The organism is Shouchella sp. JSM 1781072 (assembly GCF_041949915.1).
Classification (GTDB): Bacteria; Bacillota; Bacilli; order Bacillales; family Bacillaceae_D; genus Shouchella.
The window spans coordinates 467,882-480,201 of record NZ_JBHFQE010000002.1 but is presented as its reverse complement, the minus strand read 5'-3'; the positions used below and the strand labels follow the sequence as shown (position 1 = coordinate 480,201).

Here is a 12,320-nt window from a genome sequence, read left to right as displayed (position 1 = left end):
ATTATTAATTAATCATTTAATTTGATTTTTCTTTCAATTTATCGAAAAGAAACTAAATTCTTTGTTGAGGAGGTAAAAGGAGTTTAATCGGCTCGTAATTGCGTTTTATCGAAAAAAATCGATGTTCCGTCAATTTGATTAGATGGTAGTCAGGATCAAGCACGACTAAGAAATCAAGCGCTTTAAATTGAACGCTCGGCATGCTGATGCCGGGCGTTTTTTGATTAGGGAAATGAAACCTCTATGACGGACGTTCGTATGTAGAAATGAGATGAACAGTTTAGTGTAAAAAGGAGCCTCCCTATGTTTCGATCATATCGACGGTGGAAAAGGAATAGAAAGATAAATAAGGTAAAAGAAGGAGATGGGCATCAACTCAAACCATTTCGTTTTTGGCAACCACTCACTCGATCAATTTTTTATATGAAGCTGATTGAGAAGAACGAGGAAGCACATGTTTATGCGGTGAATGTCCACTTCTTTAGTGAAGATGAAACGACAGAGTTGTACCGTGATGGAACACATATAGCCACATCTTCTCTCCCTGCCACCTTCCCTGTTCCTGGTGGCGTTATTGAAGTAGCCACGTCTGATTATGGGATAAGTCGAATGGACTATGTGACAAGGGACGGAGCAAGGCAACTTCAGCCAGATAAGCGGTCAGCAGAAGGGTTGCGATTACGTTTTGATCAGCGGTTCCCTTTAATAAGCGCATCGATTGGCGCATGTGCCATTGCGATCTTACTCCTTTCTATTTTTTTAGGATTGCCACAATTACTTGAAGGATTGACACAAATTCCATGGGTAGCGGAGCATATAGGCACATTCCAATCCCCAGTTACGCTTCCTAATTGGCTAAACACTACTCTTATAATATTAAGTGTTTTCGCGGCCATGGAACGGGCACTGACGTTAAAAAATCATTGGCTCATTGACATGGAAACGAGTTATTGGGATGAGTGAAGAAGGGGGAGGCAAATGTGCAAAAGAAGAATAGGAAAAAATCTAGTTTTATGCTTGTGCTGTTAACGTTTATCGGGGTGACAATTTTGTTATACGGAATGGGAGCGTTGTTCTCGATTGAATGGTTGATGCTAGAGTCCTCTTTCCATGCTGGAAATGAAGGCTTCTCTTTTCACTTCGGTTCACTTATACCAATTGTTATGGGTCTAGTTGGGGCTGGACTTGTTGAATGGCGCAGAAAAAAAGGAGCGACGACCGAAGCTTCGTAATAACCGAGAATCGGAGTGATTAACTATGACGATGTTGTTTCCTTTATATGTTGTAATGATTAGTGTATTAAATCTTTTTCTACATGAGTTTCTAAAGGGGAAAGTGGAGCCGTATGCGATTAAGTTTATTGGATCGTGCGTCTCAATCACAGCCATTCCGGTTATTTGGACTGTGGTTCTGAATAGAGAAGAACCTATCGAGATTGCTTTCTTCTATTATTTGGCGATCGTAGTCACGATCTTCATTATTGTGCTGTGGGTAGTATTTTTTACCCTTATGATGCGAGAGCGAACGCCTTCAGATGAGTAAAACACACCCTATGAAGTTGAGGGTGTGTCTTTTTTTTGTGCAGGTAGCGTCCAGCCGCTCGGTAATGAATAGTGCATTAGGATCTCGGTTTCTTTGACGCGATCTTCTACATAAGAAGAAGTCTGTTGTAGCGGTTCATCACCATAAGCTGGATGGCACATAATCTCGAGTGAATGTACGTCAGTATGGTCAGCTAGAATCTGATCAATGCCTTGATTGCTCACGCCATTTTTGTAAAAGCGATCATCAAAAGACTCGGTATAAAAGGCTGCTCCTTCAGGCATTTGTTCAAAAGAATGACGCCATGGAAGTTGGTAGGTTTTACTTAATTCTTCAATGACGGTTCGGAGGTGAGCCCAACGATGAATATGGTGATGACTATCTAAATGACTCGGCTTTAACCCGTAACGTAAGAAGGTCTCAATTTGCAGGGACCATTCGCGCAATACATCGTCTGGATTAATAATTGCTTCATTTCTCTGTGCTTGAAGCTTACGGAATTGCCCTGAATGATCGACAAGAGAAGGAACCTCACTTGAAACAGGTGCGCCAATCGTTAAAGCAAGGTGGATGCCAACTTGTAAAGAAGGATGCTGTTTCGCTAACGCAACAGCATGTTCTGTTGCGGGCATATTCACAAGCATCGTTGTAGAAGCAACAACACCGTATAAATGACTATCCAAAATCCCGTAATTAACGCCTTTTGATAAACCGAAATCATCTGCATTAAACACCACAATTGGCATGATTTTCTCCCCCTTAATGATAATGTCGCTCAATTTGAAAGCTTGCTCGTTCCCCGTGAAAGTACGTTTGTGAGTGCTCAGCGACAGTCCCATCTTCCAAATAAGCGAGGGTTTCTAGATAAAAGCAAGGTGTCTGCTCTTCCGATTCAAGATAAGTGGCAACGGTTGTATCCATGGCATGAAGTTGAATGTGTTCTTCTGTTCGAGCGATGCGTATGTCAAAATGCGCTCGCAAAGATGAATAAAGAGAAGAAGAACACTGATCTGCTGTTAATCCAGGGGCAATTGACCAAGGAACATAAGCAATCTCATATTGAAGTGGTTTTTCGTCGACATAGCGCAACCGTGTAATTTTTTGAATGGGGGCATTGGCGTCTGTTTTTAAAAGGTGAGACAATGCCTCGTCAGCAGGTACAACTTGTAATGACAACACTTTAATAAACGGTTTTTTTCCTTGAGATGTTACTTGTTCAGAGAATGAAGTAATCGTTTGCGACAAATTAGTCCGAATCTTAGGTTCAGCAACAAATGTACCTTGCCCTTGACGCCGTACGACATAGCCTTCTTGGGTTAGTTGTTGAAGAGCTGTTCGTATCGTTGTACGACTAACGCCATACGTTTCACAAAATTCCGCCTCAGTCGGCAGTTGTGATTGTGGGGCATATTCATTCGCTTCAATTTTAGTAATAATACTTTCTTTTATTTGCTGGTGCATAGAAGACATAGGCATAACCCCTTCATGTTCAGTGTCTATATTGTAGCATAAACGATGTGAAGATATCATACAAAGGTAATGACGAAAATGAAAGAATAAATTAAAATTGTTATTACAAATAAAGCTGTACTTTCTAAATTTGTTATGATAAATTAAATTTGTAACAAGAAAGCGATTTCATTTATATGGTTATTCCTACAAATAGAATGGAAGTGGAGGAGGGGTCTCAATGACGTTAAAACTAGTCATTATTGGTGGGGGATCAAGCTATACGCCAGAGATCATTGAAGGCATTATTGATCGTTATGATCAGTTCCCGGTCAGGGAGATTGCTTTAGTCGATATTGAGAAAGGGAAAGAAAAGCTACAAATTATTGCGGGGCTTGCTACACGAATGGTTCAAAAGGCGAATAAGCCAATCGTCATTACATCCACTCTTGAGCGCCGACGAGCGTTAAGAGGAGCTAACTTTGTCACAAGTCAAATACGAGTAGGGGGATTAAAAGCACGAGAAAAAGATGAACGCATTCCGCTGTCTTATGGAGCGCTCGGTCAAGAAACAAATGGAGCGGGAGGAATCTTCAAAGCATTACGTACGATACCTGTTTTATTAGAGATTTCTAAAGATATGCAAGAGTTATGCCCGGACGCATGGTTAATCAATTTCACTAACCCTGCTGGAATGGTAACAGAGGCGCTATTGAAATATGGCAAACATAAGCGGATCATTGGTGTCTGTAACATTCCATTTAATATGCGCACAGGTGTAGCGGAAATCCTTCAATGTAATGTAGAAGATATCGAAATTGAATTTGTTGGCTTGAATCACTTTGTATTTGGACGTCGTGTGCTTGTAAAAGGTGTCGATCGTACGGCAACTGTGGTAGAACGGTTGAAAGACCCAACCAATCAATACGCGCCAGCAAATATTGTATCGGAAGGCTGGTCATCTACTTTCTTATCAGCTTTTATGATGTTACCAAATCCATATCATAGCTATTACTTTAAAGGCGCAGACATGCTCGAAAAGAATTTGAAAGCGTACTGGGAAAATGGGACGCGAGCAGAAGTCGTGCAACAAGTAGAAGCAGAGTTATTTAAAAAGTATGAGAATAAGGATTTAGAAGAAAAGCCAACCGAGCTTGAACAGCGAGGAGGTGCATTTTATAGCGATGCCGCTTGTAATGTCATGACAAGTATTTATAACAATACAGGCGATGTACAGACGGTCAATGTACAAAATAATGGCACGATATCCGATCTACCTGATGAAGTGGTCATTGAAACAAATGCGCTCATAGGTGCCAGCGGACCAAGGCCGATTTCAATTGGGGCACTACCGCTCTCCATCCGAGGCATCATTCAATTAATGAAAAATGTAGAAGAGCTCGTTATTGAAGCCGCTATAAAAGGGGACCGTGAACGTTTGTATCAAGCCTTACTTATTAATCCGCTCGTCCGAGAAGAAGCGCTTGCGCACGATTTAATGGAGGATTTACTCGAAGCACATAAAGAAGATTTGCCACAATTTTATCAACAAGCATAAAAAGGGGGAATTTTTATGATGCATTGGTTAGAAAAGCACGTCATTCCAGTTGCAGGCAGAATTGGTGCACAGCGCCACCTTGTTGCCATTCGTGATGGGTTTGTTAGTGTCATTCCGTTAATTATTATTGGTTCGTTTGCTATTTTACTTAACAATTTTCCACTGCCTTCGATTGAAGGCTATCAAGGGTTTATGATGGGTATTTTTGGTGAAAACTTCACCATGTTTGGCGGAAATATTTGGGACGCCTCGTACGCGATACTTGCTCTCTTAGTCACCATGTCGATTTCCTATCATCTTGCTCGTTCGTATGCGGTGGATGGATTAGCAGCTGCTATTTTATCTGTTTCAACCTTTGTGATGTTGTCCCCTTTTACAGAAGATTGGGGCTTATCTCTCGCATGGACTGGTTCGCAAGGGTTATTCGTTGCACTATTTAATGCGATCATTATTACGGAATTATTCCGTGTCTTAGTGAACTCTCGCTTCACAATTAAAATGCCTCAAGGTGTTCCTGAAGGGGTAACAAAATCATTTCGGTCTTTAATTCCGTTTTTACTCATATTAATCGGACTAAGTTTGTTCCAAATGTTTATGGCGCTCGTCATGAATACGAGTGTGCATGAACTGGTATTCCAGTGGATTCAAACACCATTATTAAGTTTATCAAATTCGTTACCTGCGGCTTTAATCGTTGTGTTTCTTAATCATTTTCTCTGGTTCTTTGGACTTCATGGAACGAATATCATGTCGCCGATTATGGAAGGTGTATACTTAACAGCAAGTGTAACAAATACGGAGCTTGTTCAAGCTGGAGCGAGTATTTTTGGAGATGAATTAGCAATTGTTACAAAAGCATTCTTTGATGCGTACGTCTTTATGGGCGGTTCAGGAACAACTCTTGCGTTAATTGCCGCAATTTTTATCGTTGCCAAAACGTCTCATTATCGCACAGTCGGAAAATTAGGAGCGCCGGGTGCGGCGTTTAACATTAATGAGCCGATCATGTTCGGGGTGCCAATCGTGTTAAACGCATCGTTGTTCATTCCGTTTCTTTTATCACCAATTCTCTTAACGATTATTTCGTATTTTGCGATCTCGTTAGGGTTTGTGGCAAAGACAGCAGTCGCAATTCCGTGGACAACACCACCAATTATCAGTGGGTTTCTTGTGTCAGGTCACTGGTCAGGTGTCATTTTGCAGCTCTTTAACTTAGCGCTGGCCACGCTCATTTATATTCCATTTATAAAAATATCGGAGCGTGCACAAGAAAAGATCGAAAAGGAAAACACATAGATAAGGAGTGCGGTTATGACAAAAACCCTTGAAGAAATCTCATTTACACTTATTCTCCATTCAGGCAATGCTCGCTCCTTTGCGATGGAAGCGATTCAAGCAGCAAAGACTGGCGCTTTTGAACAAGCGGCGGAAAAACTAAAAGAAGCAGATGCAGCGTTTGTCACAGCTCACCATGGTCAGACGGAATTACTGCAACAAGAAGCACAAGGGAATGGGGTTACACCTTCCATCCTGCTCATTCATGCGCAAGATCACTTAATGACGTCAATGACAGTGAAAGAAATGGCTGTTGAAATGGTCGAACTCTATCAACGTTTACCAAAAGGAGTGTAGCAAATGAATATTTTATTAGTTTGTTCAGCGGGCATGTCAACAAGTATGCTTGTCTCAAAAATGAGAGAAGCAGCAGAATCAAAAGGCGTAACATGCCAGATTGATGCGGTTTCTGCTTCACACTTAGAAGATTATTTGGAGAAAACTGATGTCATTTTAATTGGTCCGCAAGTACGTTATATGCAAGCGCAAGTGACAAAACAAGCAGAGCCACACGGCATCAAAGTGGATCTCATTAATCAAATGGATTATGGCATGATGAAGGGTGAAAATGTTCTAAACCAAGCTATGAATTTAGCAGATGTGATGTGAAAAGAAGGGGAAGAGTATAGGCGAATACCTGTACTCTTTTTCTGTTCTACTATTTCGACAGTTTAAGGGTATAATAGAAGAAACGACTTTTGAGGAGGAAATCTTAGTGGAAACGATTCTATTGCTTGTTGCAAGTGTTTTTTGTTGTCTAGCGGTTGGATTTAGCCAAAAAGACCGTAAAGGAAAGGGAAAAGATCTTTACGAGGAATAATAGAAAGCAGAGGATAGAAACATGGACTATAAAGTAGTATTTGAACCACCTACCCCGAAGGCGTATAACGAGTTAAGGCTTGAAGGCGGCATAAGCGGGAAGTCATTAGAAGCTGCCGAAGTGGGGTTGAAAAACTCCTTGTTTGCGGTTAGTTTGTACGATCAAGATGTGCTTATAGGGATGGGCCGCGTGATCGGTGATGGAGGCGCCTTTTTTCAAGTGGTCGATATTGTGGTGAAACCAAGCTACCAAGGCAAAGGGTTAGGGAAAGTCATTATGGAAGAAATTACGACATACCTTGACCGTCATACATACCCAGGGTCATATGTTAGCTTGATTGCGGATGGAGACGCTGATCATTTATATAAAAAGTTTTCGTTCAACTATACAGCGCCACGGTCACAAGGGATGTACCGAAAGTATGAGTAGGGAACGCTAGTAGTTCTTGCCAAGTAGCCATCGGACGTTTTCAGAAGAAACATCAAGGGTAACAATTACATATAGGTATCAATCACAATTTGAGGGAGGATATCTATCATGAATCGCTTTGAGCGCGAACTGTTTCGTCGGGAGTTGTCTTTCCTCAAATCGTTGAGGAAAAAGATGACCGATCATGAAGCGCGCTTTGCTAACATGATTGATGATCAAATCGATCACCTAGAAGCGATCCTTCATGAAGAAACAGAAAATGCATTTACAGATTAGTTTTACAGGATAGGGTCTTCCTATCCTACATATCAAAACGGCGAGGTCTTCCTCAAAGTGATTGATAACACTAATCAAATGCACGCTCAGATTCAGAGAGGAGGCATATGCTTTAAAGCATGTGCTTTTTTTCTGTTTGAACGACAAAAAGACCGTACTCGAGTACGGTCTTAATTCCAAGTGAACAGAGCATGAAGGGTGAGAAGATTTCCTTCAACCAAGTCATAAAGAAAGAGGAAAGTGAAAAGGGCGATAAGAATAAAGGAACCAATAAGCATTTGTCGAACAAGATATTTCCACGTCTTTACGATTGGTGCACCAAAACATGCTAAAGCAACAAGCATCGAAAATAATAGCGCAACATCCGCCATTCATAACCACCTCTAGATGTCCTATTCTTTCCTGTTGGCAAGCTTTCTATACTAGTCTATGCAACTCGCTCTGCTTGTTTCATAAGAAAAGAAGCATTTTTATTAGAAAAGCGTGAAGTAACATGGGTGTTTGGTGAGAAAAAAAAAATAGTTGTTCATTTTACAAAGTATGAACCATAATGATTAAAAAGAATGTGAAAAATTAGTTGCAGAGAAGGAAGTGAGTAGGATTAATCGTTACGTAATCCCACAGATGTATATACTGTTCGGATTTGTGATTGTTCTTCAGCTGGATGGACTGTATAACCCTAGCTTAGCTGAATTTGCCAAATATGTTGCTGCTATTCTATTAATTGTAGGGATGATTTGGTTATTAACGCTAGTAGTGAAAGATTTTCTACGTGCGTTTGATGATCCTATGAATAAAAAGAGAGAAGAAGAAAAGAAGTAAGTCGCTCTTGAGCGGCTTTTTTTGCTTAAGCAAGTTGCTAAAAGGTTTACAAAGGATTTAGTCGAATAGTGTCAGAATAAGGAGGAGAAGAATGGATTGAATTGGTATGTAGGCTAGTAAAATGAGTGTAACGAGTTTTGGATGACGTGTGTTATACTGTCACCAAAAGAAACGGCCGAACCATAAACACGTATAGAAGGAGGCTTCATATGGATACAGAATTGAGAGAGATTTTAGTCGGAATTAGTGGCGATATTAAAGGGATGCGTACGGAACTAAATGAAAAAATTGATAAGCTCGACCTAAGATTAACAAACCTGGAGTCTAAAGTCGAAAAAGTGGAAGAACGCCTAGATCAACTCGAAGAACGATTCGATAACCTAGAGGAACGCTTTGACAATTTTGAAACCCGCTTTACAAAACAGGAAGAAGAATTGGCTGCTATACGAGAGGAAATAGCTGGAATTGATCAAATCAAGCATGGCCACCTTGTATTGAATCAAAAGATTTTTGATGTAGAAACCTGGAAGCTTGCAATGGAACAACGTCTAGAAAAGCTTGAGGCGAAAATGGGATGATGAAGCACAAAGAGCGACCCATAACTGGCATCGCTCTCTCGTATGTACACGTTATTAATTATTTTTTCCTGCTTCAATCATTAAGAAAATGGCCGCTAAAATGTGCATAATCATGCCCACGCCAGGAATCCATCCTAAAGCAGATGCGAGAATGCCTAAGATGTGACCGGTTTTACTACGTTCCTCTTTGGCTGCAAAAACTAAGCCTATAATATGTAACACCAGCATGATTGCAAGTGGTGCCCAATACAGAGATAGGATGATGGCTCCTCCTAAAATCGGGATACCTAGCAACGCTTCTAATCCACCGAATGTCCACTTCATGACTCTACTTGGCAAATGATCTCCCCCTTGTTCATAAACAGTACTTTTGACCCCTCACTAATGTATATTGGGAAACCAGTAATTATGACTAGAATCATGAAACTATTGTCTAAATTCCTATTCATGATAAAGGTATGACCTTATTGGCGACGACTCCTATGGGAACAGCACGTGTCCGAAGACAATGAAGCCAGATTTTGAGCGTAATGGCTGAGGCCGTGCCCATGGAAAGCGTTCGCCAATTCTAGACCTTTTTATCGTAGTCTATCAATGATGAGAATGATCGTTTGTGTAAGGTTGATTATTCCCATTAATCAAACGCTCTGCTTCTTCAGGCGTAAGCTTTCCAACCGCAAATCGTTTCGTCGGCATAGCAAATAAATCGCCTACTTGCGTGAGCGCTTTTGCGAAATAGAGCCCTTCTTGTGTGAAGTCAACGTCGACTGCATAAACCCCATTTCCTTCAGGTGTTGCGGTTACGTATTCATGTTGTTCATGATTGTTTGACCATACTTCAAAGCGAACGAGTTCAGCATCTGACACATCTTCTCCACCTTGTGATACATAGGCAAAGATGGTCTGTTGGCCTCCTTCTGAAACCGAATCAGGTAATTCTACTCGGACTTCAATCGCCTTAAAATCGGTATAATCTTCATGATTATTGCTATTCACTGAACAAGCAGACAAGAAGAGAGCGAGTGTCATTACAAGAATGAGATAGCGCATGGTATTGACCTCCTATGCATGGAAGAACGTCTTCAGCCGCTCTATTTTTTGAATGAGAAAGAAATCAATCAAGAAAACAACCACAAGTGAGAGAGCTACTAATGGAAAAATAAGCGCAAATACAGCGAGTATCACGATTAAGATCCGACTTTGACGAATCGAAATGGCTTTCGGTGCACCGAGGTGGCCGTCTGGTTTGCGACGCCTCCACATGATAAACCCAGACACGATGATTCCGATTAAACCAATGCAAATCACAAGTCCAAACAGTTGATTAAACAAGCCGAATTCTAGCCCCTTATGAATGGTTATGCCTGTTGCCATTAATTTCCCAATTGTCCCGTAATCGTCATAGCGATAATCAGCCAAGATGGCACCTGTATACTGATCGATGTACATCGTCGCTTCATCCTTAGCTTGATCAGGGAAAGCCGACAGGGTAAATGACCCCGTTTCACTGCTTGGAAAATAAACCGTATAGCTTGGGTGCAAATCCTGATGAAGTCCAGTTGTGACCACATCATCAATGGAAACTTGTTCGTAGCCTTGCGCATGACCAGATAGAGGTGCAGGTAATTTTTGCGCTGTCCATGCAGACTCCGCCACATCTTCCGTTAATGACTCAGGAGCATCACCGACCCAAATGGAGGGCGGATAACCTTGTCCCGTACTTGTTGCTAGATGCTGTACCCCATTTCCCCAAAACCCTGTCCATAACATACCAGTCAAAACAAAGAACGCAATGCCAATTGATAGCCATGCTGCAGGAACCGCATGTAAATCGCGAACTAAGACGCGTTTGCTTTTGCGAACTCTTGGTAGCCAAACGCCGTATACTTTCGGTTTTGCACGACGCGGCCACCATAAATACAACCCGCTTGCCATCAAGATAAGCGTCCATGATGCGGCGAGTTCGACAACGCGGTCACCAAATGTCCCGAGCATCAACTCCCCATGAAGCTCTATTAACCGTTCCATGATACGGTTTTGATCAAGAAGAACGCCTAAATGACCTCCAGTATATGGATTCATAAAGACTGTACCGGTTGATCCATCTTGAAATGTTGCCCCAATTCCAACGGACGACGTTGGATCGTCACTCGGGGAATATGAGGTGACGGTTTCAATGTTTTCGTAGGCTTGATTGGCATTGGCAATTAACACACTAGGCGCAACTGTAATGCCATTTGGATTAGGCGTCACATCGTAATAATCGCTGTACAACGCCGCTTCAATATTGCCTTTGAACAAATAGACCCCACCCGTAATTGCTAACATAAGCAAAATCGGTGCAATGATGAGACCCGCGTAGAAATGCCACCGCCAAACCGTTCCGTAGCGCTTTGTCGACCGAGACGTACCTGTTTTCACCTGTCACTCCTCATTTCGATTATAATGATATAATGTTAGTTGAACTAACTATACAGCAATGATATCTAAATAATGTGAAAAATTTGTGTGGTTAGGTTGGGAAATAGAAAAAAGCTCCCTAAATCATTTAGGAGCTTGAGCGTTCGATTTCTTTCATTGCTTTTTTAAAATCGCGTTGGGTATTGGTTTGCATCGGGCTTCTGCCTTTCACGTTCTCGTAAAATCCGACTCTAGCAGCGTGGTAAAACGTTAAACTAACGAATAAACCAACCATGAGTGCAAGCATACCGAGTGCTTGAATGAGTGCAAATAAAATTAAAAAGCCAATAAACGCAAAGCGACTTCCGCGCATCATTTTGAAACTATGAAAGATGACCGAGAAAAAGCTCCGCTTCGGGTTTTCATACAAGATGTACATACCGTGCGCAAATCCAGTGTAAAGGTAAGTAAATGTTAGTGCCAATCCGCCTAATAAAAGAATGCCAAAAAGCGTTGAAGCGTCCATAAGCAATGAGAGCATAAAGAAGCTTACCAGCATTAACGCCAAAAACGTCAGACCCATTGTAATCATCGTCATAAACAACCCTTTATAAAGTAAGCGGGGGTTCTTAAACGCATACAAATAAGCAGAAAAAAAGCGCTTTTCACGATGTTTTAATCCATACATAAAATCAATAATTGCAAACACAATGATACTTGAAACAAACGATCCAACGGGGTTCAAAATGTCGAGTAACCCCATTCCTGTTGATACAGTAAACGTGCTAAACGAGAAAGAACCATCGTTCCAGTGTATTTGAGCAAAGTGATGCCCGAACAGTAATAGAAGCACATAGCTCAGTCCCGTAAATAATATCGCTTTTAGCCAATTTCTTCTCAGTATTCGCTGCGCCTCTTGCATCGCCTCTGATACCATGCACAAGCCACCTTTCACATTTTTAAGTCTGACTAACGGTAACACGGTTGAAGTGGTTTGTGAAGGGAAGAGACAAACGTTAATCAAGAAAAGAGCGCTGTTAATATGCCTCCAATTAAAACGCCAATTGCTACGTAAATATACCCATTTCGTTTGCTTGTTTCCTTGTCAGCC

The 12,320-nt window shown here is 41.3% G+C and carries 18 protein-coding genes; 11 read left to right on the top strand and 7 right to left on the bottom strand.

Going from position 1 to position 12,320, the window contains the following annotated elements:
- The first annotated feature begins 303 nt into the window (after nucleotides 1-303).
- Genes ACE1TH_RS11940 through ACE1TH_RS11930 form a run of 3 tightly spaced genes read left to right on the top strand, consistent with a single transcriptional unit; the run spans nucleotide 304 to nucleotide 1,542 of the window.
- Entirely contained in the window at nucleotides 304-963 is a 660-nt protein-coding gene (locus tag ACE1TH_RS11940; protein WP_375079106.1) for a hypothetical protein, read from the top strand.
- A gap of 17 nt (nucleotides 964-980) precedes the next feature.
- Nucleotides 981-1,232, top strand: a complete 252-nt coding sequence (locus ACE1TH_RS11935) for a hypothetical protein (RefSeq protein WP_375079105.1) — start codon at nucleotides 981-983, stop codon at nucleotides 1,230-1,232.
- A gap of 25 nt (nucleotides 1,233-1,257) precedes the next feature.
- Entirely contained in the window at nucleotides 1,258-1,542 is a 285-nt protein-coding gene (locus ACE1TH_RS11930; protein ID WP_255224540.1) for a hypothetical protein, read from the top strand.
- An 8-nt stretch (nucleotides 1,543-1,550) separates the two neighbouring features.
- Here ACE1TH_RS11930 and chbG read toward each other — a convergent pair whose 3' ends face one another.
- Together chbG and ACE1TH_RS11920 are read right to left on the bottom strand one after the other, a co-directional pair.
- Complete coding sequence (gene chbG / locus ACE1TH_RS11925; protein ID WP_375079104.1) at nucleotides 1,551-2,288, bottom strand: chitin disaccharide deacetylase; 738 nt, start codon at nucleotides 2,286-2,288, stop codon at nucleotides 1,551-1,553.
- A gap of 13 nt (nucleotides 2,289-2,301) precedes the next feature.
- On the bottom strand, nucleotides 2,302-3,012 hold the full coding sequence (locus ACE1TH_RS11920) for a GntR family transcriptional regulator (RefSeq protein WP_375079103.1): 711 nt from the start codon (nucleotides 3,010-3,012) through the stop codon (nucleotides 2,302-2,304).
- A 220-nt stretch (nucleotides 3,013-3,232) separates the two neighbouring features.
- Here ACE1TH_RS11920 and ACE1TH_RS11915 point away from each other — a divergent pair, with 220 nt between their 5' ends.
- From ACE1TH_RS11915 to ACE1TH_RS11890, 6 genes are all read left to right on the top strand, one after another.
- Nucleotides 3,233-4,549, top strand: coding sequence for a 6-phospho-beta-glucosidase (locus ACE1TH_RS11915; RefSeq protein ID WP_375079102.1), 1,317 nt, complete (start codon nucleotides 3,233-3,235; stop codon nucleotides 4,547-4,549).
- Nucleotides 4,550-4,564: 15 nt separating this feature from the next.
- A complete protein-coding gene (locus tag ACE1TH_RS11910; protein ID WP_375079101.1) occupies nucleotides 4,565-5,845 on the top strand; it encodes a PTS sugar transporter subunit IIC in 1,281 nt (426 codons plus the stop codon).
- A gap of 15 nt (nucleotides 5,846-5,860) precedes the next feature.
- On the top strand, nucleotides 5,861-6,181 hold the full coding sequence (locus tag ACE1TH_RS11905) for a PTS sugar transporter subunit IIA (protein WP_255224545.1): 321 nt from the start codon (nucleotides 5,861-5,863) through the stop codon (nucleotides 6,179-6,181).
- Nucleotides 6,182-6,184: 3 nt separating this feature from the next.
- The gene (locus tag ACE1TH_RS11900) at nucleotides 6,185-6,493 is read left to right on the top strand and encodes a PTS sugar transporter subunit IIB (RefSeq protein ID WP_255224546.1); all 309 of its coding nucleotides are present in this window, start codon (nucleotides 6,185-6,187) and stop codon (nucleotides 6,491-6,493) included.
- 232 nt (nucleotides 6,494-6,725) lie between these two features.
- The gene (locus tag ACE1TH_RS11895; RefSeq protein WP_375079100.1) at nucleotides 6,726-7,133 is read left to right on the top strand and encodes a GNAT family N-acetyltransferase; all 408 of its coding nucleotides are present in this window, start codon (nucleotides 6,726-6,728) and stop codon (nucleotides 7,131-7,133) included.
- A gap of 108 nt (nucleotides 7,134-7,241) precedes the next feature.
- Nucleotides 7,242-7,409 carry a hypothetical protein gene (locus tag ACE1TH_RS11890; RefSeq protein ID WP_255224548.1) on the top strand — a complete coding sequence of 56 codons (168 nt, stop codon included), beginning with the start codon at nucleotides 7,242-7,244 and terminating at the stop codon, nucleotides 7,407-7,409.
- 170 nt (nucleotides 7,410-7,579) lie between these two features.
- Here ACE1TH_RS11890 and ACE1TH_RS11885 read toward each other — a convergent pair whose 3' ends face one another.
- Nucleotides 7,580-7,780, bottom strand: a complete 201-nt coding sequence (locus tag ACE1TH_RS11885) for a hypothetical protein (RefSeq protein WP_255224549.1) — start codon at nucleotides 7,778-7,780, stop codon at nucleotides 7,580-7,582.
- A 253-nt stretch (nucleotides 7,781-8,033) separates the two neighbouring features.
- Here ACE1TH_RS11885 and ACE1TH_RS11880 point away from each other — a divergent pair, with 253 nt between their 5' ends.
- Together ACE1TH_RS11880 and ACE1TH_RS11875 are read left to right on the top strand one after the other, a co-directional pair.
- Complete coding sequence (locus tag ACE1TH_RS11880; protein WP_375079099.1) at nucleotides 8,034-8,231, top strand: hypothetical protein; 198 nt, start codon at nucleotides 8,034-8,036, stop codon at nucleotides 8,229-8,231.
- Between the two features lie 209 nt (nucleotides 8,232-8,440).
- Nucleotides 8,441-8,809 carry a hypothetical protein gene (locus ACE1TH_RS11875; protein WP_375079098.1) on the top strand — a complete coding sequence of 123 codons (369 nt, stop codon included), beginning with the start codon at nucleotides 8,441-8,443 and terminating at the stop codon, nucleotides 8,807-8,809.
- Nucleotides 8,810-8,863: 54 nt separating this feature from the next.
- Here the strand turns inward: ACE1TH_RS11875 and ACE1TH_RS11870 are convergent, their stop codons facing one another.
- The 4 genes from ACE1TH_RS11870 to ACE1TH_RS11855 form a co-directional block, all read right to left on the bottom strand.
- Entirely contained in the window at nucleotides 8,864-9,133 is a 270-nt protein-coding gene (locus ACE1TH_RS11870) for a hypothetical protein (RefSeq protein WP_099303451.1), read from the bottom strand.
- 267 nt (nucleotides 9,134-9,400) lie between these two features.
- Nucleotides 9,401-9,859, bottom strand: a complete 459-nt coding sequence (locus ACE1TH_RS11865; RefSeq protein ID WP_375079097.1) for a FixH family protein — start codon at nucleotides 9,857-9,859, stop codon at nucleotides 9,401-9,403.
- Between the two features lie 12 nt (nucleotides 9,860-9,871).
- Nucleotides 9,872-11,230 carry a PepSY-associated TM helix domain-containing protein gene (locus ACE1TH_RS11860; protein WP_375079096.1) on the bottom strand — a complete coding sequence of 453 codons (1,359 nt, stop codon included), beginning with the start codon at nucleotides 11,228-11,230 and terminating at the stop codon, nucleotides 9,872-9,874.
- Between the two features lie 127 nt (nucleotides 11,231-11,357).
- Nucleotides 11,358-12,146, bottom strand: coding sequence for a hypothetical protein (locus ACE1TH_RS11855; protein ID WP_375079095.1), 789 nt, complete (start codon nucleotides 12,144-12,146; stop codon nucleotides 11,358-11,360).
- Between the last annotated feature and the right edge of the window lie 174 nt (nucleotides 12,147-12,320).